Annotated in this window: 26 protein-coding genes; 14 read left to right on the top strand and 12 right to left on the bottom strand. The window is 65.2% G+C overall.

Annotated features, from left to right (window positions below):
* Nucleotide 1: 1 nt before the first annotated feature.
* Both IB275_RS08335 and IB275_RS08330 read left to right on the top strand, forming a co-directional pair.
* Entirely contained in the window at nt 2-232 is a 231-nt protein-coding gene (locus tag IB275_RS08335; RefSeq protein ID WP_192289293.1) for a cbb3-type cytochrome c oxidase subunit 3, read from the top strand.
* Nucleotides 233-493: 261 nt separating this feature from the next.
* Nucleotides 494-760 (top strand): DUF2790 domain-containing protein, encoded by a 267-nt coding sequence (locus tag IB275_RS08330; RefSeq protein WP_138215160.1) that lies wholly within the window; start codon nt 494-496, stop codon nt 758-760.
* 183 nt (nt 761-943) lie between these two features.
* Here the strand turns inward: IB275_RS08330 and IB275_RS08325 are convergent, their stop codons facing one another.
* Complete coding sequence (locus IB275_RS08325) at nt 944-2848, bottom strand: potassium transporter Kup (RefSeq protein WP_081517935.1); 1905 nt, start codon at nt 2846-2848, stop codon at nt 944-946.
* A gap of 244 nt (nt 2849-3092) precedes the next feature.
* On the opposite strand from IB275_RS08325, the gene rimO reads away from it, so the two are divergent.
* The 3 genes from rimO to IB275_RS08310 are packed head-to-tail and all read left to right on the top strand — an operon-like array spanning nt 3093 to nt 5302.
* Entirely contained in the window at nt 3093-4415 is a 1323-nt protein-coding gene (rimO, locus tag IB275_RS08320) for a 30S ribosomal protein S12 methylthiotransferase RimO (RefSeq protein WP_081517934.1), read from the top strand.
* A 49-nt stretch (nt 4416-4464) separates the two neighbouring features.
* A complete protein-coding gene (locus IB275_RS08315; RefSeq protein ID WP_081517933.1) occupies nt 4465-4926 on the top strand; it encodes a YehS family protein in 462 nt (153 codons plus the stop codon).
* Nucleotides 4927-4933: 7 nt separating this feature from the next.
* Nucleotides 4934-5302: a DUF2784 domain-containing protein gene (locus tag IB275_RS08310; protein ID WP_192289295.1), complete on the top strand. Its 369-nt coding sequence runs from the start codon at nt 4934-4936 to the stop codon at nt 5300-5302.
* Here IB275_RS08310 and IB275_RS08305 read toward each other — a convergent pair.
* The gene (locus tag IB275_RS08305) at nt 5250-6833 is read right to left on the bottom strand and encodes an ArnT family glycosyltransferase (protein ID WP_192289297.1); all 1584 of its coding nucleotides are present in this window, start codon (nt 6831-6833) and stop codon (nt 5250-5252) included. The two genes, IB275_RS08310 and IB275_RS08305, sit on opposite strands and share 53 nt — an antisense overlap.
* Nucleotides 6834-7006: 173 nt before the next feature.
* Here IB275_RS08305 and IB275_RS08300 point away from each other — a divergent pair, with 173 nt between their 5' ends.
* Nucleotides 7007-7780: an SDR family oxidoreductase gene (locus tag IB275_RS08300; RefSeq protein WP_151186354.1), complete on the top strand. Its 774-nt coding sequence runs from the start codon at nt 7007-7009 to the stop codon at nt 7778-7780.
* Between the two features lie 57 nt (nt 7781-7837).
* Entirely contained in the window at nt 7838-8536 is a 699-nt protein-coding gene (gene tsaA, locus IB275_RS08295; RefSeq protein ID WP_192289299.1) for a tRNA (N6-threonylcarbamoyladenosine(37)-N6)-methyltransferase TrmO, read from the top strand.
* An 8-nt stretch (nt 8537-8544) separates the two neighbouring features.
* Here the strand turns inward: tsaA and IB275_RS08290 are convergent, their stop codons facing one another.
* The gene (locus tag IB275_RS08290) at nt 8545-8847 is read right to left on the bottom strand and encodes a heme-binding protein (RefSeq protein WP_138212700.1); all 303 of its coding nucleotides are present in this window, start codon (nt 8845-8847) and stop codon (nt 8545-8547) included.
* Nucleotides 8848-8907: 60 nt separating this feature from the next.
* Between IB275_RS08290 and IB275_RS08285 the strand changes: the two genes are divergently transcribed.
* The gene (locus tag IB275_RS08285; protein WP_192289301.1) at nt 8908-9321 is read left to right on the top strand and encodes a VOC family protein; all 414 of its coding nucleotides are present in this window, start codon (nt 8908-8910) and stop codon (nt 9319-9321) included.
* A 181-nt stretch (nt 9322-9502) separates the two neighbouring features.
* Here the strand turns inward: IB275_RS08285 and fpr are convergent, their stop codons facing one another.
* Complete coding sequence (gene fpr / locus IB275_RS08280) at nt 9503-10279, bottom strand: ferredoxin-NADP reductase (protein WP_081517926.1); 777 nt, start codon at nt 10277-10279, stop codon at nt 9503-9505.
* 222 nt (nt 10280-10501) lie between these two features.
* On the opposite strand from fpr, the gene IB275_RS08275 reads away from it, so the two are divergent.
* Entirely contained in the window at nt 10502-11428 is a 927-nt protein-coding gene (locus tag IB275_RS08275; protein ID WP_081517925.1) for a LysR family transcriptional regulator, read from the top strand.
* Nucleotides 11429-11543: 115 nt separating this feature from the next.
* Here IB275_RS08275 and IB275_RS08270 read toward each other — a convergent pair whose 3' ends face one another.
* Complete coding sequence (locus IB275_RS08270; protein ID WP_024765290.1) at nt 11544-11915, bottom strand: diacylglycerol kinase; 372 nt, start codon at nt 11913-11915, stop codon at nt 11544-11546.
* 115 nt (nt 11916-12030) lie between these two features.
* A complete protein-coding gene (gene erdR / locus IB275_RS08265) occupies nt 12031-12681 on the bottom strand; it encodes a response regulator transcription factor ErdR (protein ID WP_024765291.1) in 651 nt (216 codons plus the stop codon).
* A 265-nt stretch (nt 12682-12946) separates the two neighbouring features.
* Here erdR and IB275_RS08260 point away from each other — a divergent pair, with 265 nt between their 5' ends.
* Complete coding sequence (locus tag IB275_RS08260; RefSeq protein ID WP_081517924.1) at nt 12947-13831, top strand: DMT family transporter; 885 nt, start codon at nt 12947-12949, stop codon at nt 13829-13831.
* Nucleotides 13832-13898: 67 nt separating this feature from the next.
* On the opposite strand, the gene IB275_RS08255 is transcribed toward IB275_RS08260, so the two are convergent.
* Nucleotides 13899-14615, bottom strand: coding sequence for a tRNA-uridine aminocarboxypropyltransferase (locus IB275_RS08255; protein WP_192289303.1), 717 nt, complete (start codon nt 14613-14615; stop codon nt 13899-13901).
* Between the two features lie 137 nt (nt 14616-14752).
* The gene (locus tag IB275_RS08250) at nt 14753-16450 is read right to left on the bottom strand and encodes an OmpP1/FadL family transporter (RefSeq protein WP_192289305.1); all 1698 of its coding nucleotides are present in this window, start codon (nt 16448-16450) and stop codon (nt 14753-14755) included.
* A gap of 331 nt (nt 16451-16781) precedes the next feature.
* Between IB275_RS08250 and IB275_RS08245 the strand changes: the two genes are divergently transcribed.
* Both IB275_RS08245 and IB275_RS08240 read left to right on the top strand, forming a co-directional pair.
* On the top strand, nt 16782-17189 hold the full coding sequence (locus IB275_RS08245; RefSeq protein ID WP_017518004.1) for a quorum-sensing-regulated virulence factor family protein: 408 nt from the start codon (nt 16782-16784) through the stop codon (nt 17187-17189).
* A gap of 9 nt (nt 17190-17198) precedes the next feature.
* A complete protein-coding gene (locus IB275_RS08240; RefSeq protein WP_045210039.1) occupies nt 17199-17414 on the top strand; it encodes a DUF3820 family protein in 216 nt (71 codons plus the stop codon).
* A 40-nt stretch (nt 17415-17454) separates the two neighbouring features.
* Here the strand turns inward: IB275_RS08240 and IB275_RS08235 are convergent, their stop codons facing one another.
* A complete protein-coding gene (locus tag IB275_RS08235) occupies nt 17455-19860 on the bottom strand; it encodes a phosphoketolase family protein (RefSeq protein ID WP_192289307.1) in 2406 nt (801 codons plus the stop codon).
* 125 nt (nt 19861-19985) lie between these two features.
* Here IB275_RS08235 and IB275_RS08230 point away from each other — a divergent pair, with 125 nt between their 5' ends.
* Together IB275_RS08230 and IB275_RS08225 are read left to right on the top strand one after the other, a co-directional pair.
* Entirely contained in the window at nt 19986-21407 is a 1422-nt protein-coding gene (locus IB275_RS08230) for an MBL fold metallo-hydrolase RNA specificity domain-containing protein (protein WP_192289309.1), read from the top strand.
* A gap of 167 nt (nt 21408-21574) precedes the next feature.
* A complete protein-coding gene (locus IB275_RS08225; RefSeq protein WP_192289311.1) occupies nt 21575-22648 on the top strand; it encodes an LOG family protein in 1074 nt (357 codons plus the stop codon).
* A 61-nt stretch (nt 22649-22709) separates the two neighbouring features.
* On the opposite strand, the gene recX is transcribed toward IB275_RS08225, so the two are convergent.
* From recX to IB275_RS08210, 3 genes are all read right to left on the bottom strand, one after another.
* Nucleotides 22710-23174, bottom strand: a complete 465-nt coding sequence (gene recX / locus IB275_RS08220) for a recombination regulator RecX (protein ID WP_192289313.1) — start codon at nt 23172-23174, stop codon at nt 22710-22712.
* A 5-nt stretch (nt 23175-23179) separates the two neighbouring features.
* A complete protein-coding gene (recA, locus tag IB275_RS08215; RefSeq protein ID WP_081517917.1) occupies nt 23180-24235 on the bottom strand; it encodes a recombinase RecA in 1056 nt (351 codons plus the stop codon).
* Nucleotides 24236-24320: 85 nt separating this feature from the next.
* Nucleotides 24321-24833 carry a CinA family protein gene (locus IB275_RS08210; protein ID WP_192289315.1) on the bottom strand — a complete coding sequence of 171 codons (513 nt, stop codon included), beginning with the start codon at nt 24831-24833 and terminating at the stop codon, nt 24321-24323.
* Between the last annotated feature and the right edge of the window lie 8 nt (nt 24834-24841).

Genomic DNA, 24841 nt, shown 5'->3' with positions numbered 1-24841 from the left:
GATGACGCTCTGGCTGGGGTTGGTCGGCCTGCTGGCGCTGTACTTCGGCGTCGGCTGGTGCCTGCGGGCGCACCGCGAGCGCGGCATTGAGGAGGCCAGCATGCTGCCCTTCGCCGATGACGAAGAAGCCGCCCAGCGCATGGAGAAAGCCACGGGCCGCAGCCGCACTGGCTGCGCCTGCCCCGGCCGCTGCCAGGGCGACTGCGAGCACTGGCGCGACTGGCAGCCCTAGCGCGCTACCTCGGGCGCGCACCTGCGACAGAGCGCCGCATCACCTCCATCAATTTTCATTAGCAAGCACATCAATTTCCCGGCGGGCAGCCCGAGGAGGAATATCACTCCCGTGCCCCGCCACCTGATGGACGCCTGAAGCATCGTCCCCTGCCCTGTCTGGACCCCAGGACAGACATCATCGATGCCAGTGCTCCCCGGTGGGGCTTTCAAAATCCCATTCAAGGGACCCCGAGCGGGCCCTTCACCGAGGAAATAAAGAATGAAGCTTGCCTCTGTCGTGTCGGCTGTCATCTCCAGCCTCGCCCCGATGGCTTTTGCCCAGGACGCAATCAAGAACCCCGGCGCCGAACTGCCGGTTACCGAATACCACTACGGCATGTCCCTGGACGTCGACAAGGTTCTGCACCGCACCGACAACTCCGGCAAGGTCGGCATCGTGCCGGCATTCATGGTCTACCAGGATCACAACGGCGAGACCCACAAGGTCCGCTTCCTCGAATGGGGCGGCAGCACCAGCCAGGGCTGACCTTCAGCGAACATCGTCCTCCGGCCGTCTTGGCCCAACCCCGCGAGCCTGTGGTGGCGGTCGGGGGGCGATCCTGATTCCTGCACAGCGATGCAGCTCGCCCCTGCGAAGAGCCATCAGCACGGGGCTGCACCCACAATGAAAAAACGCGCCATTGGGCGCGTTTTTTCACACAGCGAAAAATCAGATTTCCACCTGCGTCCCCAACTCGATCACCCGGTTCAGTGGCAGGTTGAAGTAACGCAGGTTGCCATTGGCGTTCTTCAGCAGGAAGGCGAACAGCGCCTCGCGCCAGCGCGCCATGCCGATCAGCTTGGACGGGATCACCGTCTCGCGGCTGAGGAAGTAGGTGGTGCGCATCGGGCTGAAGTCCAGCTCGTTGAGGTGGCACAGTTTGAGCGCCTGCGGGATGTCCGGGTCTTCCATGAAGCCGAAGTGCAGCACCACGCGGAAGAAACCCTCGCCGTAGGCATCCACCTCGAAGCGACGGTCCGGCGGCACGCGCGGGCTGTCTTCGTTGACCACGGTGAGCAGCACGACCTGCTCATGCAGCACCTGGTTATGCAGCAGGTTGTGCAACAGCGCATGGGGCACGGCGTCGGTGCGGGCAGTGAGGAACACGGCGGTGCCCTGCACACGGTGCGGCGGCTGCGAGCGGATGCTGGAAATGAACAGCGGCAGCGGCAGAGAGCCCTCGTCGAGGCGGTCCACCAGCAGTTGGCGGCCGCGCTTCCAGGTGGTCATCAGGATGAACAGGCCGATACCGGCGATCACCGGGAAGGCACCGCCCTGAACGACCTTGGGCAGGTTCGCGGCGAAGAACAGAGTGTCGACGAACAGCATCATCAGGAAGAACGGAATCGCCAGCCACAGCGGCCACTTCCACAGCAGCCAGACCACCACGCCCATCAGCAGGGTGGTCATCAGCATGGTCCCGGTCACCGCCACGCCATAGGCCGAGGCCAGGGCGGCGGAGGATTCGAAGCCCAGCACCAGCAGGACCACGCCGACCATCAGCGCCCAGTTCACGCCCGGAATGTAGATCTGCCCCTGCTCGTGGCTGGAGGTGTGCTGGATCGACATGCGCGGCACGAAGCCGAGTTGGATGGCCTGGCGGGTCAGCGAGAAGGCGCCGGAAATTACGGCTTGCGATGCAATCACCGTCGCCGCAGTGGACAGCGCCACCATCGGCACCAGCGCCCAGCCCGGCGCGGTCAGGTAGAAGGGGTTACGCGCGGCTTCCGGGTTGACCAGGATGGTCGCGCCCTGGCCGAAGTAGTTCAGCACCAGCGCCGGCAGCACCAGGGCGAACCAGGCACGGGCGATGGGCTTGCGGCCGAAGTGGCCCATGTCGGCGTACAGCGCTTCGGCGCCGGTCAGCGCCAGCACGGTGGCGCCGAGGATGGCCACGCCGATGCCCGGATGGGAAACGAAGAAGTTGAAGGCCCAGGCCGGGTTCATCGCCTTCAGCACTTCCGGCTGCCGCGACACGCCGTAGGCTCCCAGCGCCGCCAGCGCGAGGAACCACGCCACCATCACCGGGCCGAACAGAATGCCGATGCGCGCAGTGCCGTGCTTCTGGATGAGGAACAGGCCGACCAGCACGATCAGCGACAGCGGCACCACCCAGTGCTCCAGGCCGTCGAAGGCGATCTCCAGGCCCTCGATGGCCGAGAGGACCGAGATTGCCGGGGTAATCATGCTGTCGCCATAGAAGAGTGCCGCACCGATCAGGCCGGCGATCACCACCATCGCCTGCAACCGATGCTTCCCGGCGGCGGCGCGGCGAGCCAGCGCGGACAGCGCCATCACCCCGCCCTCGCCCTGGTTGTCGGCGCGCAGTACGAAGATCACGTACTTGATCGACACCACCCAGATCAGCGACCAGAAGATCAGCGACAACACGCCGAGAACGCCGTCGTGGTTGGCCTGTACGCCATATCCGCCGACGAAGACTTCCTTGAGGGTGTACAGCGGGCTGGTGCCGATATCGCCGTAGCAGACGCCCACGGCGCCGACCATCAGGCCGATCGCGGAGCTCGAATGGGGCTGCTCATGCTCAACGGTGCCGGCGCTTGCATCGGACATGTAACAAAATTCCTCAAAAAAATTCGGCGCATCCTGCTCCGACCCTTTCGTCGATGCAAGAGCCGGGTACGAAGGTTCTGAATGACTATAGAGCGTGTTGCCCGGAATTACCGGGCGAACGGGGCTGTCCGGCGGCGTGCGACAGCTTGTCCCAGAGAGGCTGGTCAAGTGCGCGGGACGCCGCTAGAATTGCGCACTTTTTGATCAGAGGCGCCGCCAGCGCGCCCTTCGAGGTTAGCCGCACATGTCCACCGCCACACCCAAAGTCGGATTCGTCTCGCTCGGATGCCCGAAAGCGACCGTCGACTCCGAACGCATCCTCACCCAGCTGCGCATGGAAGGGTACGAAATCGTTCCCACCTACCAGGACGCAGACGTGGTGGTGGTGAACACCTGCGGCTTCATCGACAGCGCCAAGGCCGAGTCTCTGGATGCCATCGGCGAAGCCATCGCCGAGAACGGCAAGGTGATCGTCACCGGCTGCATGGGTGTCGCCGAAGACAGCATTCGTGACGTGCACCCCAGCGTGCTGGCCGTGACCGGCCCGCAGCAGTACGAGCAGGTGGTCAATGCCGTCCACGAGGTGATCCCGCCCAAGGCCGAGCACAACCCGCTGATCGACCTGGTGCCGCCGCAGGGCATCAAGCTGACCCCGCGTCACTATGCCTACCTGAAGATTTCCGAAGGCTGCAACCACAGCTGCAGCTTCTGCATCATCCCGTCGATGCGCGGCAAGCTGGTCAGCCGGCCGGTCGGCGACGTGCTCAGCGAAGCCCAGCGCCTGGTCAAGGCCGGCGTGAAGGAACTGCTGGTCATCTCCCAGGACACCAGCGCCTACGGCGTGGACCTGAAGTACAAGCTGGACTTCTGGGACGGCCAGCCGGTGAAGACCCGCATGCTGGAGCTGTGCGAGGCGCTTTCCTCGATGGGCGTGTGGGTGCGCCTGCACTATGTCTACCCGTACCCCAACGTCGACGACGTGATCCCGCTGATGGCCCAGGGCAAGCTGCTGCCCTACCTGGACATCCCCTTCCAGCACGCCAGCCCGAAAGTGCTCAAGTCCATGAAGCGCCCCGCCTTCGAGGACAAGACCCTGGCGCGCATCAAGAAGTGGCGCGAGATCTGCCCCGAGCTGACCATCCGCTCCACCTTCATCGTCGGCTTCCCCGGCGAGACCGAGGAAGACTTCCAGTACCTGCTGGACTGGCTGACCGAAGCCCAGCTCGACCGCGTCGGCTGCTTCCAGTATTCCCCGGTGGAAGGCGCTCCGGCCAACGACCTGGGCCTGGACGTCGTACCCGATGACGTCAAGCAGGACCGCTGGGAGCGCTTCATGGCGCACCAGCAGGCGATCTCCGCCGCCCGCCTGCAACTGAAGATCGGCAAGGAAATCGACGTGCTGATCGACGAAGTGGACGATGAAGGCGCGGTCGGCCGCTCCTACGCCGACGCCCCGGAAATCGACGGCGCCGTGTACATCGACAGCTTCGACGTGAAGCCGGGCGACAAGGTGCGTGTACGCATCACCGACGCCGACGAGTACGACCTCTGGGCCGAACTGGTCTGATCCGCAAAAGCCCCGCTGAAGCGGGGCTTTTCATTTCAAGGGTAAGAACATGACCAACAACGACGTGCTGCGCAGCCTGCGCTACCTGCTGGACATCCGCGATGCCCAGGTGGCCGAGATCACCGCGCTGGCCGGGTTCAACGTCAGTGCCGAGGAAATCGGCGCCTACCTCGCCCGCGACGACGAGCCGGACTTCAAGCCGTGCAGCGACCGCGTGCTGGCGCACTTTCTCGACGGCCTGATCGTGCATCGCCGTGGCCGCGACGAATCGCGCCCGCTACCGCCGGTGGAACTGCCGCTGACCAACAACATCACCCTGAAGAAGCTGCGCGTCGCCTTCGAGCTGCGCGATGACGACATCCTCGCGATCCTCGACAGCGTCAGCTTCATCGTCACCAAGACCGAACTGGGTGCACTGTTCCGCAAACCCGGCCACAACAACTACCGCCCCTGCGGCGACCAGTTGCTGCGCAACTTCCTCAAGGGACTGACCCAGCGCCAGCAGCGCTGAGGCCGCCGTGCTCTATCGTCTGGCCGCCGACGCCGTCGTCCTGCTGCACTTGGGGTTCATCCTCTTCGTGCTGCTCGGCGGCCTGCTGGTGCTGCGCAGGCCGTGCCTGGCCTGGCTGCACGTGCCGGCGGCGGCCTGGGGCATGGCGGTGGAGTTCCTCCACCTCTACTGCCCGCTCACTCCGCTGGAAAACCACTTCCGCGCGCTGGCCGGCGACAGCGGCTACAGCGCCGGCTTTGTCGAGCACTACCTGATCCCGTTGATCTACCCCGCCGGCCTGACCGAAGCGACACAGGTCGTCCTCGGCCTGGTGGTGGTGGCGGTCAATCTGCCACCGTACCTGTTTCTGTTGCGCCGGACGTTGCGTTCGCGCTGAGCGGCTTGCCTATTGGCAGATACGCCAGGCTGGCCTCCTTGTTCTTCGCATGGCCCAGGCGCTGGCCATTGTTGAGCCTCGACTCGATCAGCCGGTGATCCGCCGTCAGCCAGTTCAGCGGCTGCTTTCCTTCGTGGGTCACCTGGGAAATGATCAGCGTGCGTGCGGGGTCCCAGTCCTCGCCGGTAGTCTTGCGCAGCCAGTCGAACAGCGCGGCGCTGTCGCCCTGTGGATAACCGGAGTGGATATAGAGGAACGGATGCGCCTGGCGTTCGCCGCGCTGCTCCAGGTACATCGGCAGGCGCGCATCGTCATCGCCGAGGATCAGCACCCGCCACTGCGACCAGGGCGCGGTCTGCTCCGCCGCGGCGCGCACCTCCTTGGCGAACAGCGGAACCCCGCCACCGCCGTTGCTCCACGGATAAGCCACGCCAACCACCAGCAGCATCAGCACCGCTCCCGCGCCCACCACCCGAGGCCAGATACGCCCCGGCCCCGCGAGCCCGCGCTCGTGCCGCGATTCGACCACCCACCAGGCCGCCAGCAACTGGGCGAACGGCACCAGCGGCAGCACGTAGTAGCTGCGCCGGCCGCCGCTGGCGGTGAAGAAGGCGAACAGCAGCACCAGTGCCCAGACCAGCCAGCGGGCGTTGGGTTGCAGTTGCTGCCAGCGGCGCGCGGCGAACCACAGGCCGAGTATCCACAACGGCGCCCAGGGCAGCGTGTAGGCCGGCAGGTAAAGCAGGTAGGTGTAGATCGGCCCCTCGTGGTCAAAGGGCTGGAAGAAGCGCACGACGTTCTCGCGGAAGACCAGCGCCAGGCCGCTCTCACCGTAGCTGGGCTGGCCGTAGAAGTGCGACAGCACGAAGGGAATCGCGTAGGCCGCGCCGGCCACCACCAGCGCCGCCAGCAGCCGCAGGTTCAGGTGCCGACGCCAGCGCCTCTCGCTGAACAGGTGCGGCAACAGCACCAGCCCCGGCAGGACGAATCCGATCAGCCCCTTGCACAGCGACGTCAGTGACAGGATCAGGAAGAAGCCCAGGTAGCCGGAGAACCGTGTGTTCTCCGGATCACGCCAGTACCAGGCCAGCGCCGCCAGCACGCCGAACACCGTGAGCACGTCCGCCGTCGCCACCCGCGCCCAGAACAGGAAGTAGAAGGTGGTCGCCAGCAGCCAGCCGGCCAGCACTCCAGTGCCCTTGCGCAACAGGCGCTCGCCCAGCCACCAGGTCAGCCAGACGCTGCCCAGCCCGGCCAGCACGGTACTCAGACGCAGCGTCCAGTGATTGAGGCCGAACAGGCTGGCGGGCGCGGTGATCAGCCAGTAGGACAACAGCGGCTTGTCGTAGTACGGCGCGCCACGCAGGTAGGGGTCGAAGTAGTCGCCCGACTGCAGCATCTGCAATGAAATGTCCGCCCAGCGCACTTCCGGTCCCCAGACCTCGCGCCAGCCCAGCCCGAACACCAGCAGCACCAGCGTGGCGCCCAGCAATAGCGCCAGCGCCTTGCGATCGTTACTCCAACCCTGCATCACCCGGCCCCCGGCCTCTCGAACGTGCGCTGGACACTAGGGCAGCGATGGTTATGTGCAGGTTAAGAAAATGCAGCCATCGCGTAATGCGTCGGCATTTGCCGATTGGATAGTGCTCGGAGCGCCCCGGCGATCCCGCTAGGGTGAGGCGAAAACCCAGCCAGGAGAGGCTCATGCACCCGTACTTTTCCCTCGCCGGACGGACCGCCCTGGTCACCGGCGGCACCCGTGGCATCGGCCGGATGATCGCCCAGGGCCTGCTCGAAGCCGGCGCCAAGGTAATCATCTGCGCCCGTGATGGCGCCGCCTGCGCCGATACCGCCGCCGAGCTGTCGCAGTACGGCGAGTGCATCGGTCTGCCGGCCAACCTCGCCACCGAGGAAGGTGCCCGCGCCCTGGCCGCCGAGCTGAACGAGCGCCTGGACCACCTCGACATCCTGGTGAACAACGCCGGCACCACCTGGGGCGCACCGCTGGAAAGCTACCCGGCCTCGGGCTGGGAGAAGGTCATGCAGCTCAACGTCACTGCCGTGTTCAGCTGCATCCAGCAACTGCTGCCGCTGCTGAAGAAAGGCGGCAGCGCGCAGAACCCGGCCCGGGTGATCAACATCGGCTCGGTGGCCGGCCTCACCTCCCACGGCGAAAGCGCCTACGCCTACGGCCCGAGCAAGGCCGCACTGCACCAGCTGTCGCGCATGCTCGCCCGCGAACTGGTGAAGGACCACATCAACGTCAACGTCATCGCCCCCGGCCGCTTCCCCAGCAAGATGACCCGCCACATCGCCAACGACGAACAGGCCATGGCCGAGGACACCGCCGTCATCCCCATGCGCCGCTGGGGACGCGAGGAAGAGATGTCCGCCCTGGCAATCAGCCTGGCGAGCGCCGCCGGCGCCTACATGACCGGCAACATCATCCCCATCGACGGCGGCTTCCACCTCGGCTGAGCCCCGCTACGAAGGGAATCGGGTACCATGGCGGCCCCTGCAACAGCCCGTGCCGCCATGTCCCACAGCATCTCGCCGATCGGCCACGTCCGCTCCTGCTTCAAGGAGAAGTTCGCCATTCCGCGCCAGCCGCAACTGGCCCCGGCCGCGACCGGCGTGCTGGAACTGCTGCCGCCATTCGATACCGGCGACGCGGTGGCAGGCCTGGAGCAGGTCAGCCACGTCTGGCTGATCTTCCTCTTCCATCAGGCGCTGGAAGACAAGCCGCGGCTGAAGGTGCGCCCGCCGCGCCTGGGCGGCAACCAGTCGATGGGCGTGTTCGCCACCCGCGCCACCCACCGCCCCAATGGTCTTGGCCAGTCGGTGGTGAAGCTGGAGAAGGTCGAGCCCGGCCGCCTCTGGCTGTCCGGCATCGACCTGCTGGATGGCACCCCGGTCATCGACATCAAGCCCTACGTGCCTTATGCCGATAGCGTGCCGGACGCACGCAACACCATCGCCGACACGCCACCCGTCCCCATTGCCGTGCACTGGAGCGACGAAGCCCTGCGCCAGGCCCATGAGCACGGCCTGCGCCTCGGCCAGCCGGTGCACGAACTGGTCGAGCAGTGCCTCGCCCAGGACCCACGCCCGGCCTACCAGAAGCCGCCGCCCGAGCGCCGCTATGGCGTGCGCCTGTGGGACCTCGACGTGCACTGGCACTACCCCGCCGACGGCGAAATCCGCGTGCTGGACCTGCAACCCGCCGCCGACTGAAGCCGGCGTCAGTCCACCGGATTGAGGGCGATCACGTCGCTCTCGAAGCACTCCTGCTCGACGATCAGCGGTTCCACCAGCGGGCGGCTGTCGCGGAAGTGCGCGGTTTGCGTGTGCGCCTCGTAGGCCGCGTCGTCGCGGTAGATCTCGTAGAGGTAGATCACGTCCGGATCGAGGCGATCCTGGGACACATCGAAGACCAGGCAGCCAGGTTCGCTGGACACGGAAGCGGCGGCATTGGCCTTGATGGCGTGGAGGAAATCCTCGGCGCTGCCGGGCTTCACGCGGGTCTTGATGAACAGACTGTACACAGGGCGCTCCTTTTGTTTTAAATTTGAAATAAAATTGTATACAAAAAAGGAACCGCATCCATGTCCGATCTCCCTGCCCGCCCCGGCCGACTCAACGGCCTGCGCCACCTCGCCCTGCTGGTACCGAACCTCGAGGAGTGCGAGCACTTCTACGTCGACGTGCTCGGCATGCAGGTGCTCAATCGCGCCAACGAAGACCTGGTCTACCTCACCTGCGGCAACGACAACCTCTCCCTGGGGCGCGGCTTCGGCGCGGCCAACGGCCTGCAGACCATGGACCACTACGGCTTTGTCGTCGACAGCGTGGAAGAGCTGGAAGCCTGGTACCAGTATTTCAAGGCACGCGGCGTGACCCTGCTGGACCGCCCTTTCGACCATGGCGACGGCGCGCGCAGCTTCCACCTGCTCGACCCGGCGGGGAACAAGGTGCAGCCGCTGTATCACCCGGCGGTTTCCGGCCAGCGCCTGTCATAGGCCGTGCCTCGACGCTCGCGTAGGGCGCATAACCCGCGGCAAGGGTTATCCGCCAATTCGGCGGATAACTCCACTGGCGTAATGCGCCCTACGTCCCCCGCCACAGGCATCCGCGCATAAAAAAACGCCGCGCCCCCAAAAGGAGTCGCGGCGCTCTTTCGACTGAGCTGTCGTGCGCGGTTTACTTCTCTACGAAGGCGCGCTCGATCAGGTAGTCGCCCGGCTCGCCCATGCGCGGGGAGATCTGCAGGCCGAAGCCGTTCAGCACTTCGCTGGTCTCGTCGAGCATGCTCGGGCTGCCGCAGATCATCGCGCGGTCGTCCTGCGGGTTCATCGGCGGCAGGCCGATGTCGGCGAACAGCTTGCCGCTGCGCATCAGGTCGGTTTGGCGGCCCATGCTGTGGAACTCTTCACGGGTAACCAGCGGGCAGTAGATCAGTTTTTCTTTCACCATGTCGCCGAAGTACTCGTGCTCCGGCAGGACCTTGGTGATGAAGTCGGAGTAGGCCAGTTCGCTGACCCAGCGTACGCCGTGGACCAGAATGACCTTCTCGAAGCGCTCGTAGACTTCCGGGTCCTGGATGACCGACAGGAACGGCGCCATGCCGGTGCCGGTGCTCAGCAGGTACAGGTGCCGACCGGGCTTGAGGTCATCCAGCACCAGGGTGCCGGTGGGCTTGCGGCTGACCATCAGCTCGTCGCCTTCCTTCAGGTGCTGCAGACGCGAAGTCAGCGGACCGTCCGGGACCTTGATGCTGAAGAACTCCAGGTGCTCTTCGTAGTTCGGGCTGGCGATGCTGTACGCGCGCATCAGCGGACGACCGTTGACTTCCAGGCCGATCATCACGAACTGACCGGTCTTGAAGCGCAGACCCGGGTTACGGGTGGTCTTGAAGCTGAAGAGGGTGTCGTTCCAGTGGTGCACGCTGAGAACGCGCTCGGTGTACAGGTTGCTCATCAAGGACTCCTAGGAGAAACGTGGCGCACCCCAGCAGATCCCGGACGTAGCGCAATTGCGCGACATTTTATAGGCGGCGACAATATCCGCAAAATAAATTATCTGGATATTGCTAATCCAAAACGCAGATAAGGCCGCCCAGTCGCCGCGAAAGGATACCGTCAGGTGCTTCCTACGCCGGGGTGACGAAATGTCGCGCAGCCTTCTCCGGAGCCCCACAGCATGAAGTTCACCCTGCGCCAGCTCGAAGTCTTCGTCGCCGTCGCCCAGCAGGAAAGCGTCTCCCGCGCGGCCGAAGCCCTGTCCATGTCGCAGTCGGCCACCAGTACCTCGCTGGGCGAGCTGGAGCGACAGTTCGACTGCAAATTGTTCGACCGCTCCGGCAAACGCCTGACGCTCAACGCCCTCGGCCGCCAGCTGCTGCCCCAGGCGGTGGCCCTGCTCGACCGCGGCAGCGAGATCGAGAACATGCTCAACGGCAAGAGCGCCTTCGGCTCGCTGGACCTGGGCGCCACCCTGACCATCGGCAACTACCTGGCGACGCTGCTGATCGGCACTTTCATGCAGCGCCAGCCGGACTGTCGGGTGCGTCTGCACGTGCATAACACCGCCCATGTGGTGCAGCGCGTGGCTCATTACGAGCTGGACCTGGGTCTGATCGAAGGCGACTGCCAGCACCCGGACATCGAGGTGCAGCCATGGATGGAAGATGAACTGGTGGTCTTCTGCGCGCCGCAGCACCCGCTCGCCCGTGAAGGCCGCGCGAGCCTGGAGCGGCTGACGGAGGAAGCGTGGATTCTGCGGGAACAGGGCTCAGGCACACGGCTGACCTTCGACCAGGCCATGCGCCATCACGTGGAGCCGTTGAACGTGCGACTGGAGCTGGAACACACCGAGGCGATCAAGCGTGCGGTGGAGTCGGGGCTGGGCATCGGCTGCATCTCGCGCCTGGCCCTGCGCGACGCTTTCCGCCGTGGCAGCCTGGTACCGGTGGAAACGCCGGATCTGGACCTGCGCCGGCAGTTCTACTTCATCTGGCACCGGCAGAAGTACCAGACCGCGACCATGCGCGAGTTCCTCGAACTGTGCCGCAGCGAAACCGCCGGGGTGACGCGCAGCGACGACATCGTCCTGCCGATGATCCCCTGACGCGAAACCTAACGCTGCGTAGGGCGAATAACCTGGAACAGGTTATCCGCCGGCTCTTGCTGGCGGATAACGCTGACGCGTTATTCGCCCTACGAAAGCCCCTGCAGAAAACCGTTTAGCCGAGCAGGATGCCCGCCCAGGTCACGGTGATGATGGTCAGCGCGACGAACTGGGCGGCGCTGCCCATGTCCTTGGCGTTCTTCGACAGCGGGTGACGCTCCAGGGAAACCCGGTCCACCACCGCCTCGATGGCGGAGTTGAGCAACTCGACGATCAGCGCCAGCAGGCACACGGCGATCATCAGCGCGCGTTCGCCGCGGGTCACGTCGCAGAAGAACGACAGCGGAATCAGGATGACGTTGATCAGCACCAGCTGGCGGAAGGCCGCTTCACCCTTGAAGGCGGCGGCGAAGCCGGCCAGGGAGTAGCCGGCGGCGTTGAAGATGCGTTTCAGGCCGGTCTGGCCCTTGAAGGGGGAGGCGGACACGTGTGGTTCTCACAGGCAAAGGTCGCGGCACTCTATACCAGCGATCGTCAAAAAGGGGTCAAGGCCATTACAGAATGTGACGACCTCAGGGGCTGAGTGTGACGGGCCTCAGGCCTCAGGCCCCCGGCACCGACTCCATCTGCGCCAGCAGCAACGCCGCCTGGGTACGGGTGCGCACATTCAGCTTGCGGAAGATCGCCGTCACGTGAGCCTTCACCGTGGCTTCGGAGACACTCAGCTCGAAGGCGATCTGCTTGTTCAGCAGACCTTCGCAGACCATGGTCAGCACACGGAACTGCTGCGGGGTGAGGCTGGCCAGACCGGCGCTGGCGGCGCGCACGTCGTCGCTCATCTCGGTCACGGCGTCCACCTGCGGCGGCCACCAGACATCGCCATCGAGCACCGCGCGTACAGCCTGCTGCAGCACGCTCAGCTCGCTGGACTTGGGAATGAAACCGCTGGCGCCAAACTCGCGTGAGCGCTGCACCACGGCGGCGTCTTCCTGGGCCGAGACCATCACCACCGGAATCTGCGGGTACTGCCCGCGCAGCAGCACCAGGCCGGAGAAGCCATAGGCGCCGGGCATGTTCAGGTCCAGCAGGACCAGGTCCCAGTCGGCCTTCTCGTTCAGGCGCGTCTCCAGCTCCGCGATACTCGCCGCCTCCGACAGCCGCGCCTCGGGGCCGAGACCGATGGTCAGGGCCTGGTGCAGGGCACTGCGGAACAGCGGGTGATCGTCAGCGATCAGGATCTCGTAGGAAGCCATGAATTTTCCTTGAAGGCCGCGCCGAAGTCCCGCCGCGGATAACAGCCAGACTTGCGCACGAAAGGTCGGAGCACGGATAGAGCACTACTTGTCACATTGTACGCAAAGAGCGGCTTCGCTGTCCGCCGCGAATACGTCCCTCGCAGTACATGCACAATGGCCTGAAAGCCCCTGCCACTGTGCCCGCCGGGAACCCCGTCCCCTTTCCAAAGGCCCGGCGTTACGGCAGAGTTCCGCTTTTTTTCCTGCCCGTTACGAGAACAAGATGAAAAGCCATGCGCTGCGCGCCGATTTCCTGATGCTGTTCACCGCGATGATCTGGGGGGTCTCCTTCGTCGCGCAACGCCTCGGGATGGATGCCATCGGTCCCTTCCTCTATACCGGCCTGCGCTTCACCCTCGGCGCCGTGGCACTGCTGCCGCTGCTGGCCTGGTCGAGCAAGCGCGGCGCCCAGCCGTTCAACCGCGGGCTGATCCTGGCGGGCCTGGCCATCGGCACCGCGCTGACCGTGGGGATCAACCTGCAGCAGGTCGGCCTGATGTTCACCAGCGTGACCAACTCCGGCTTCATCACCGGCCTGTACGTCATCATCGTGCCGCTGCTCGGCCTGCTGATCGGTCATCGCGCCGGCACGGGCACCTGGATCGGCGCTGCGCTGGCGGTGACCGGCATGGCGATGCTGAGCATCGGCCCGGACTTCCACGTCGCTTCCGGTGACTGGCTGCAACTGACCGGCGCCTTCGTCTGGGGCGGCCACGTCCTGCTGGTGGGCCTGTTCGCCAGCCGCTACGACCCGATCCGCCTGGCCTTCCTGCAGTTCGCCACCTGCGCGGTGGTGAGCATGATCCTGGCGCTGGTGTTCGAGGAGATCCACCTCGACGCCATCCTCCAGGCCGGCCCTGCCCTGCTCTACGGCGGCCTGTTCGGCGTCGCCACCGGCTTCACCCTGCAGGTCATCGCGCAGAAGCACGCCATCGCCTCCCACGCGGCGATCATCCTCTCGCTGGAAGCCGTGTTCGCCGCCATCGCCGGCGCGCTGTTCCTCAACGAAACTCTGCATGTACGCGGCTACTTCGGCTGCGCGCTGATGCTCGCCGGCATGCTGGTTGCTCAGCTGTGGCCGAAGAAGGCTGACGCCAAGGCGGCTTGAAACACCGAATCCCCCCTGCAGGCGCGGGCCTGGCCCGCGCCTGCAAAGGTTGCGTTGGCGAGTCAGGTTATCGCTGGGTAAACGGCCTCAACGCCTGATGCGCCGGGCTCTGCTCGTCCAGCGGCTGCTGGCGCTTGGAGCCCAGGTAACGTTCGCTGAACACATCCAGGTAGGCATCCAGCGCATCACCGGCGCGGCGGTCGCCGGCCAGCCCCAGGCACAGCGCGGCAACCTCGGCGGTGCACAGGTGCTCGTCAAACTTGGAGCGGCGCAGGCGGTAGCGCGACAGCGCATCGGGGGTGATGCTCAGCACCGGGAAACGGTCCAGGTAAGGGCTCTTGCGGAACATCTTGCGCGCCTCGTTCCAGGTGGCGTCGAGCAGGATGAACAGCGGGCGCTTGCCGTCCTGCGGCTCCACCGTGGTGACCACGCGCTCGGGCTGGACGAACTCGCCAGGGAACACCACGTACGGCTGCCACTGCGGATCGTCGAGCAGCGCCAGCAGCGCCGGGTCGACCTCGATGCGCGACCAGCCGAAGGCCCAGGTCTCGGGCACGGTTTCGGCGATCAGCCAGCCGGTGTTGCTGGGCTTGAGCGGTTCGGTGTCGAACATCACCAGGCACATCGCCGAGTTGGACTCGACCTGCGGGCGCAGGCTGCACATGCAGTAGTTCGGCCGCAGGCGGCAACCGGGGCAGCGCGGCGAGCGTGAGCCACGGGCGAAGAACGGCTTGATGCAGCGGGCCAGGCGTTCATCGCGAAGGCGGGCAACGGCGTGGCTCATGCTGCAGCCACCGGGATGAGGGAAAGCGGACGGGACATCGAAGGCTCGAACGGGACGACGGTTGCGGACCGCCGATTGTACCAGAGCCGCCGCCCACCTCCCTGCGGACGGCGCGGTGGCTTCGAGATAAACGACCTTCAGAAGCTGTGGTTGAGCGCCAGGCCGATGAACTGGATCTGCTGCTTGTATTCGCCCTTGTAGTTGCCTCCGTTACCGGTGCAGCGCACGCCGCTGTCGACGTAGAGCCCTCCGGAACCGGGCGCCCAGCCAGCCGGCGAGCAGCCGTCGGCGTAGTCCATCTTGCCGCTGTCGAACTTCACGAAGCTGTAGGCCAGGTCCACCGAGGTGTCCTTGGTGAACTGGTAGTTGGCCCCCAGCGACAGCCACTTGCGATTGGCGTCGGGAAAGGCCGGGTGGCGTAGCCCGTCGCCGCTGACCGGGGTCTTGTCGTAGGCGATGCCGCTGCGCAGCAGCAGGTCGTCGTTGAACTGGTAGTTCATCCCCAGGGAGACCTTGTAGGTGTTCTTCCAGTCCTGTTTGACACTCAGGTCCCCCTCGGTGACGCCATTGAAGTACGGGTAGCCCTGCACCTGGTCGATGCCGATATCCACCGAGTCCAGCCGCGAGTGGCGCGTCCAGGTCACGTCGGCCATCAGCGCAACCTTGTCGTTGAGCTGGTGAAAGCCGTTGATGGAGAGCGATTCGGGCGTGTCGATGGTGACCTTGGCGTTGGAGTTGGGGTGCAGCCGGGTGGCGGCGAACTGGCCGGGGTTGACCCACTGGTCCGGGTCGAACAATTGCTGGATGGCGTCCTTGGGCGGCAGTTCGATGATGCCCAGGTCCAGGCCGCCGCTGAGGTCGGTATCCGGCGAGGGCACCGTACCCTGCACGTCGGAGAAGCTCCACTTGGTCTTGCCTTCCAGCTCATGCTTGATCCGCGAGCGGTAGGCGATACCAAAGCGCGTGCTCTCCGTGGGTTCCCACAGGTAGCCGAGGTTCCAGCCGTAGCCCCAGTCGTCGCCCTTCACGCGGAAGTAACCGTCGCCCTGGACGTTGTCGGAGAAGTTCTTCGCCACGCAGTCGACAAAGGCATCACCGCTCTGGCCGTTACAGCTGGTCACCTCCTCCGGCACCTGCACGCCGTAGACCAGCGGGATCACCGCCTGCCCCAGGGGCGAAGCGGCCAGTTCGGTGACATCCTGGTTCTCCTTGACGAACTGTCCGGCCAGTTGCCGCGAGGCGCCCTTCACGTCGGCCGCGCCGCGCTGGATGGAGCGGATGTACTGGGCCGAGACACCGAAGCCGACGCTGTGGTGTTCGTTGAGGCGGAAGGAAATGCTCGGGTTGAAGGTGACGGTTTCCAGCGAGGCCGACTGGATACCGTAGCGGCCGCTCCAGTCCTTCTCGTAATCGAGCTTGGCGCCATAGGGTGTGAAGATGCCCAGTCCGATGTTGATGGTGTCGTTCACCTGGTGGGAGAAGTAGAAGTTCGGCGCGGCGGCCGCGTCCGGCAGGTAGGAGCCGGCGTCGCCGTCGCCCTCGCCGGTGCGGTTGCCGAACACGTCGGTGGAGCCGTCGTCATCGTACTCGCCCTTGGGCAGCAGAATGGTCAGGCCCCCGGTGACCTGGTTGCCGGGCAGGCGGGCCATGCCGGCGGGGTTGTAGAAGATGGTCGAGGCGTCGGCCGCTTCGGCGCCGTTGGCATGGGCGGTGCCCTGGGCGGACACCGACTGTGAGCCGAAGTGATAACCGGACGCCTCGGCCTGCTGCGCGGGAACCGCGATCAGGCACCAGGAGCCCAGGGCAAGCGGCCAGGGGCGCAATACTCTTGTCATTGTTCTTCTCCTGCGATGGGATGATTCGCCCGACGCATCGACAAGAGTCCGCCCTACCGCAGAAGCAGCATGAAAATGGCACCGCCTTGCGCGGCGGCTGGACCTCCCGATGGTCGACCCTCCCGCTTGGAGGGCAGAGGTTGTGACCGGAGAGCGGCGCCATCCTCCCCCCATCCTTTGACGGGGTTGGCCGCCCGGCGGCGCAGCCTGGGGTCTGAGGTAACAGTTCCTCGGCACGCGCGCCGTTTTAAGGGACAATAGGCGGCTTGAATGACCGTCGAACCCGGAAGGCTCGCCACGGTCGAATCGGCACCATTGTCAGGAGATGCCCATGCTGCGCCTCACCGCCCTCGCCCTCTGCCTCGTCATTCCCGTCGCGCACGCCGCGTCGAAGAAGGACTTCGAACTGACCCAGACCCTGGAAAAGGTCGCCAAGGAAAGCAGCGAAGGCACCCCGCGCGCCATCAACGAGGACATCCTCGACCAGGGCTACACCGTCGACGGCCCGCAGTTGATCAACCACCTGAGCGTGCGCGCCAGCCATGCCGAGCGCATGCGCGAGAACCCCGACAGCGTGCGCAGCCAGCTGGGCGACAGCGTCTGCAGCAACACCGCCTACCGCCAGTTGCTGGCCGAGGGCGCGATCCTCACTTACAGCTTCACCGAGTACAAGACCAACGCCCCGGTCGCCACCGAGCGCTTCGACGCTGGCAGCTGCAAGATCAAGCTGAAGAAGTAAGCCGCACCCATGCTCGACAAGGAAATGCTGCTGAAGATCGCGCGTACGCCGATGCCCTTCGGCAAGTACCAGGGTCGCATGCTGGTGGACCTGCCTGACGAGTACCTGCTGTGGTTCCACAAAAAGGGGCAGTTTCCGGCCGGCGAATTGGGCCGGCTGATGCAGCTGACCCTGGAACTGAAGATCGATGGCCTGGACGACCTGATCAAAGCGCTCAAGCGCTGAGGCCCGCGCAACCGCCCTGTGGCGGTTGCGCCAGCGCTCGTCAGCGCAGCACGGACGGATTCTCCTTGCCGGCCACCGCCGCCGCTTCGTCCGGCGCTAGCAAGGCGCTGCGCGGCACACCCAGCAACCGCGCGCAGGCCGCCAGCACGTGGGCCCAGCTGCAGCGGTTGGCAAACAGCATGCCCGCCTCGTCCAGCGTACCGCCCTGGTTGCGATAGCCCAGCACCGCCGTCTTCAAGGCGTCCGGCAGAATCGGCCAGAGGTGCCCGCGCGCCACTTCCGGACGCATGTGAGTGAGCAGCACGCGGCGCTGGTAATGGTCTGGGAACAAACGCATGGCCACGGACTCATCCGTCAGCGCCTGCAACTCCCAGTTGTCACGCGGCGCGCGGAAGCGCCCCGGCTCCTGCAGATAGACCAACCGATACGGATAACCGGCCTCCTCCAGCCGCAACGCGGCGCGACGCATCTCGGCCAGTTGGTAGCTGCCGTTGGCGATCAGCAGCAGTGGCTCGGCACCGGGATGTTCGTCCATCAGGATCGCGCCATCGCGGGCCAGTTGTTCCGCCTGGGCCTGGTTGAACACGGCCGGACGCTCGCGCTTGGGTGCCACGATGCAGGCCAGTTGCCCGCGACTGCGGTAGATGTCCGGCAGCAGGGCCAGGTGACTGTTGTGGTCGGCCGGGAAAACCACCCGAACCATGTCGCTCATCTCGCCCAGCAGCGCCTCGCAGAAGGTGGTGTCCTGGTGTGACTGCTGGTTCTTGCCGTTCTCCCACGTATGCGAAGTCGCCACCAGCGGCCAGCCAAGCCAGCCAGCCGGGCGCCCGGCTTCCTTCTGCTGACGGGCGAAGATCAGCGTCTGGCGCACGGCCCCGAGCATCTTCACGCAGAAGGCTTCGTAGCTGGCCACCAGGTTCAGCCCGCCCTGGTTGGCCAGGCAGGCGGAAACCACCGCCTCCTCGTTGAGTGCGGTGATGATCCGGCCATCCACGGCCTCGAGATCGCTTTCCGGCTCGCTCACCCGGTGCCGCAGCGCCTTGAGCACGCCGCCCAGGCGGTTGCTCGCCAGCTCGTCCGGGTTGCCGACGCGAGCGCGCAGGTCCGGGTTGGCGCCGCACAGGTCAACGAAAAAGCGATCCAGCGCGGCCATGGGCGAGCATTCGTCGTTGCGGTAATGCAGCGGCGGGATCGAAGGTTCGATGGGCCGACGCACGGCCAGCGGGTTGTCCCGCTCCATTACGCGGCCGCTGCGCGAATCGGCAAACATCCGGCATGCTTCGGCCAGTTCTTCCGGCTCGACCCACAGCGGCGCCGCATGCTGGTTGAACAGCTCGCGCGCCTCGGCGTCCACGCTGGGGTTACCTGGCAGCGGCAGGTTGTGTGCGGCGTTGCTGCCGGCCCCGTAGAAGCCGTAACCCTTGGTCGTCTCGGCAATGCCATAGGGAATCGGCAGCGGATAGCGCAGGATGCCGCGCGCCTTCTCGTCGACGCGGTGTTGCAGGCGCTCTTCCATTTCCCACAGGGCGCAGACGAATGCCGCCGGGTCACGCCCATCGAAGCTGATCGGGTCGAAGCCACAGCGCCGCAGGTGCAGCTTGAAGCCTTCCAATCCTTCGTGGCTGCCCAGGTCGGTACGCTGCTCGATGCGCCGGCCGTTGGCGATCATCACCGGCAGCGCGGTGCCGCAATCCTCGGCGCGCCACCAGCGGGGAATCCAGTCGCTGCCGCGTTGCTCCTCGGCGGCGCCGTCGGAAAGGAAGGCCACCAGGGTTTCGCCCGGTAGCGGCATATGCGCATACATCAGCTCGGCGAAGCCGAGGTAGCCACCTTCGGCAATGCCGCCAGCGGTATGCGGGTTGACATGGCTGCCCAGCGGCGCGGCGACCTTGCCGTCCGGCTGCTGCGCGTAGCTGTAGAAGTCCTGCATCAGCCGATCCAGCCCAGCCGCGCCGCTTCCATAGGCGACAGCCTGATCCGGATGCAGGTTACCGGTGAGCACGTTGAGCGCGTCGATCGCTGCCACACAGTGCCCCTGCCCCATCAGCCAGCCGCGGGTCTTGCCGCTCAGGGCATTCAGGGCGAGGTAACCGGCGTAGGCTGGCACCATGTTCAGCGCGCCGCCGGTGTGACCTTCCGGCTGAGCCTTGAAATCCTCCACCTGCAACGGTGCGCCATCGAGGCGGACGCGCGTGGCATAGGTCATGTGCGCCACCAGCCAGAGGCCGGCGCAGGTCAGCCGGTCCAGCGCGCCGAACAGCCGGTAGATGCTGGGCAGATCAGGCTGCAAGCCGTACTGGACCAATTGATGAGCGACACGAAAGACCGCCGCCTGGGTCTGCGGGCTATGCTGAAGCGGTCCACGGCCTTGCCGCCAACGGGCAAACTCCGGCTCGGCTGCCGCGTGGCTGTCGAGTTCCTCGGGACTGGGCAGTATCTGTGGCATCTCGGCTCTCCCTTGGCTTTGCAGGAAAGTCTAGGTCGCCACGGATCGGACCGGCGCTGACATGTATCAACGAGCGCCCCGACCATTCGAGCAAGGCTGAAAGAGAATTCCCACAAGGAGACGACATGGCGCTTCTCACTTTCATCGGCGCGATCCAGGAAGTCACCGGTTCCTGCTACCTCCTGGAAACCCGCGACGGCGTCCGCGTGCTGCTCGAATGCGGGATGCGCCAGGGGCGCGGCGGCAACACGGGTACCCGCGAAAACGAAGCGACCAACCGCACGCCCTTCCCTTTCGACCCGAAGGAACTCGATGCCGTCGTCCTGTCCCACGCCCACCTGGACCACAGCGGCCTCCTGCCGCGCCTGGCGAAGGAAGGCTACAAGGGTCCGATCTACGCCACCGAATCCTGCTGCGACCTGCTGGAGCTGATGCTGATGGACTCGGCGCACCTCCAGGAGAAGGACGCCGAATGGGAGAACAAGTGGCGCGCGCGCCTGGGCAAGCCGCCCGTCAAGCCGCTGTACACCGTCGAAGACGCTTCCCGCGCCCTGAACCAGCGCCGCCGCGTCAGCTATGGCAGCACGGTAGACGTAGCGCGCGGCATCCGCGTGACCTTCCACAACGCCGGGCACATCCTCGGCTCGGCCATCGTCGAACTGGAAATCCATGAGTTCGGCTCGACCCGCCGCCTGGTGTTCTCCGGCGACCTGGGCAGCACCTGCTCGCCACTGATGCGCACGCCGACCCCGCTGACCCGCGCCGACGTGGTGCTACTGGAATCCACCTACGGCGACCGCGACCACCGCGACGCCAACGAAACTCTGCTGGAACTGGCCGGCATCCTGCAACGCGCGCAGAACGAAGGCGGCAACGTGCTGATCCCGTCGTTCGCCGTCGGCCGCACCCAGGACCTGATCTACTACCTCGGGCGCTTCTACCAGGAAGGTCGCCTGCCGCAGCAGGTGGTCTACCTCGACAGTCCCATGGCCGCCCGGGCCAACAACATCTACCTGCAACACATCGGCGAGATCGCCGACGTCGACCGCGAGTACATGCGCGGTACCGGCACGGCCAAGGTCGGCGAGTGGCTGCCGATCCTGCGCACCACCCAGAGCGCCGATGAATCCATGGCGCTGAACCGGATCAAGAGCGGGGCCATCATTATCGCCGGCAGCGGCATGTGCACCGGAGGGCGCATCGTCCACCACCTCAAGCACAACCTCTGGCGCGAGGAATGCCATATCGTCTTCCCTGGCTTCCAGGCCAAGGGCACGCTGGGCCGCGCCATCGTCGACGGCGCCCAGACGGTGCGCATCCTGCGCCAGCGCATCAGCGTGAAAGCGCAGATCCATACCCTCGGAGGGTTCTCCGCTCATGCGGGACAATCACAATTAATTCAGTGGGTTGGCCACTTCGAGAACAAACCCGAGCTATACCTGATACATGGCGAGCGGGAAAAGATGGATGTACTCAAGGGTGCACTCCAGGATCGCCTGAACTGGACGGCCAACATTCCGGAGCCCGGAGACCGGATCGCCATCTGAAATCGGGGCCTCACCGACTGTCACACCCCGCGTGCCAGACTGGGCAGGCCTCCTGCTGAACCCTGTGCGTGCGGCGAAGCGCCAATGCGTCAACGCCAGAGCCACCTTGCGTGGCCGGCGCCGCCCACGGACAGGCGATCAGGGGTTGATGAACAAGGAGTATCAACATGCCCTATGAGCCCGACGACTACCTCTCCAGACACTTCCAGACCAGCGGCACCGACCTCGCACAGAAGATCGAGGAACTGGCCGAACTGGCCGCCCCCGGCAACAGCCAGAACCTGCCGCTGTACCGCGAGATGCTCACCACCGTGGCCCGCATGGCCCAGGCCGACCGCAACCGCTGGGACGCCAAGATCATGCTGCAGACCCTGCGCGAGATGGAGCACGCCTTCAGCACCCTGGAGCAGTTCAAGCGTCGCCGCAAAGTCACGGTGTTCGGCTCGGCCCGTACACCGGCCGACCACCCCGTCTACGCTCTGGCCCGCGAGCTGGGCGAAACCCTTGCCCGCTACGACCTGATGGTCATCACCGGCGCTGGCGGCGGCATCATGGCCGCGGCCCACGAAGGCGCCGGGCTGGAAAACAGCCTTGGCTTCAATATCACGTTGCCCTTCGAACAGCACGCCAACCGCACCGTGGACGGCACCAGCAACCTGCTGTCCTTCCACTTCTTCTTCCTGCGCAAGCTGTTCTTCGTCAAGGAGGCCGATGCCCTGGTGCTCTGTCCGGGCGGCTTCGGCACGCTGGACGAAGCGCTCGAAGTACTGACGCTGATCCAGACCGGCAAGAGCCCGCTGGTACCGATCGTGCTGCTGGACCAACCGGGTGGACACTACTGGGACCACGCCCTGGAGTTCATCAAGGAACAGCTTGAAGACAACGGCTACATCCTGCCCAGCGACATGAACCTGATGAAACTGGTGCACACCGCCGAGGACGCCGCCGAGGAAATCGCCCAGTTCTACAGCAACTTCCACTCCAGCCGCTGGCTCAAGGATCGCTTCGTGATCCGCCTGAACCACCCGCTGAGCGTACGCGCATTGCAGTTGCTGGAGCGCGAGTTCGGGAGCCTGTGCGTCACCGATGGCTTCCACCAGCAGCCCTACAGCGAATCGGAACTGGACGAGCCGGAGTTCTCCCACCTGACCCGCCTGGCCTTCGCCTTCAATGGCCGTGACCATGGGCGCCTGAGGGAACTGCTGAACTTCATCAACCAGCCGGAGAACTGGGAGCGCTGATTTCCTGGGCAACTTCCAGAGCAAGGAAACAAAAAAGGCACCCGGTGGGTGCCTTTTTCGTTCAATCATCTGATCGTCGACCGCTCAGAAGCCGGCTGATGGCTTCCATCGAGTAGCCCCGATAGCTCAGGAACCGGCCCTGCTGGGCTCGCTCGCGAGCGTCCTGCGGCAATCGGGCGAACTTGCGGCGCCAGACTTCACGCAGGTTTTCACTCCAGTCGACACCCGACTCGCTCAGCGCACCGTCGATCTCGCTACGAGGCAAACCACGTTGCGACAGCTCCTCGCGAATCCGCACCGGACCGTAACCGGCCCGCGCACGGCTGGCGATGTAGCTTTCCAGGTAGCGGCTTTCGTTGAGCAGCCCCTCCTCGGCCAAACGGTCGAGGGCTGGGTCAATCACGTCCTGCGTGGCACCGCGTTGCCGCAGCTTGCGCGAGAGCTCCGCCCGGCCATGCTCGCGTCTCGCCAGCAGGTCCATGGCGACCCGCCGCACCGCGACGGGGTTATCGAGCTCGACGGCCATGGCTATCAGTAGTCGGCTTCAGCTTCTGCTTCGGCTTCCGCCGCAGCGAGCTCAGCCTTGGTCGGCGGAGTCTGCTTGGACAACAGTTGGTCACGGATAGCCTTGTCCAAGGTGGTGCAGACCTCGGCGTTGTCTTCCAGGAACTTGGCGGCGTTCGCCTTGCCCTGGCCGATCTTGCTGCCCTGGTAGCTGTACCAGGCACCGGACTTCTCGATCAGCCCCAGCTGTACACCCAGGTCGATGATCTCGCCGGTACGGTAGATGCCGCGGCCGTACATGATCTGGAACTCGGCCTGACGGAACGGCGGAGCAACCTTGTTCTTCACGACCTTGACGCGGGTTTCGCTGCCGACCACCTCGTCACCTTCCTTCACCGCGCCGGTACGGCGGATGTCGAGACGGACGGAGGAGTAGAACTTCAGTGCGTTACCACCGGTGGTGGTTTCCGGGTTGCCGAACATCACGCCGATCTTCATGCGGATCTGGTTGATGAAGATAACCAGGCAGTTGGCGTTCTTGATGTTGCCGGTGATCTTGCGCAGCGCCTGGGACATCAGGCGGGCCTGCAGGCCGACGTGCTGATCGCCCATCTCGCCTTCGATTTCGGCTTTCGGTACCAGGGCGGCCACGGAGTCGACGATGATCACGTCAACGGCATTGGAGCGCACCAGCATGTCGGTGATCTCCAGAGCCTGTTCGCCGGTGTCCGGCTGGGAAACCAGCAGGTCGTCGACGTTGACGCCCAGCTTGCCGGCGTAGTCCGGGTCCAGGGCGTGTTCGGCGTCGACGAAGGCGCAGGTGGCGCCGATTTTCTGGGCCTGAGCGATGACCGACAGGGTCAGCGTGGTCTTACCCGAAGATTCCGGGCCATAGATCTCGACGATACGGCCACGCGGCAGACCACCAATGCCCAGCGCGATGTCCAGCCCCAGCGAGCCGGTGGAGATGGCGGGAATTGCCTGGCGCTCATGGTCGCCCATGCGCATGACAGCGCCCTTGCCGAATTGGCGTTCGATCTGTCCCAGGGCCGCGGCCAGGGCGCGCTTCTTGTTGTCGTCCATTGAAGTCCTCGCGAAGTCAGGCGGCCGGGCGGCCACGAACAACTGTATAAGTAGCCAGTATTATTCCACAGGGCAAGCCGCTCGCCTACCCCTGAATCGGATTTTCACCGTCCGCCAGTCGCAATAGTCCTTCCAGAGCGGTCGCCACGGTCTGCCGGCGAACAGCTTCCCGATCACCGACATACAAGCGGCGTGAGCTGAACACCTGTCCGCCCTTCCTCCAGGCCAGCCAGACGGTGCCCACGGGTTTCTCGGCAGAACCACCATCCGGCCCCGCAATACCGCTGACTGCTACGGCAATATCCGCCCCACTTCGCGGCAGCGCGCCGGCGACCATCGCCTCGACCACTTCACGGCTCACCGCGCCGACTTGCGGGAACAGCTCGGCCGGCACATCCAGCTGACGAGTCTTCTGGCTGTTGGAGTACGTGACGTAGCCTGCCTCGAACCAGGCGGAGCTTCCGGCTATACGGGTGATCGCCTCGGCAATGCCGCCACCGGTGCAGGATTCGGCAGTCGTGACGCGCAATTTGTTGGCAGCCAGCCGCGCGCCAAGCAGGGAGGAGAGTTCAGTAATAAAGGAATCGGTAACGGGCACAGAGCGCT

Origin of the sequence: Pseudomonas sp. PDM21, assembly GCF_014852505.2 — a bacterium.
Taxonomy (GTDB): Bacteria; Pseudomonadota; Gammaproteobacteria; order Pseudomonadales; family Pseudomonadaceae; genus Pseudomonas.
This window is presented reverse-complemented; position numbering and strand designations above follow the sequence as displayed.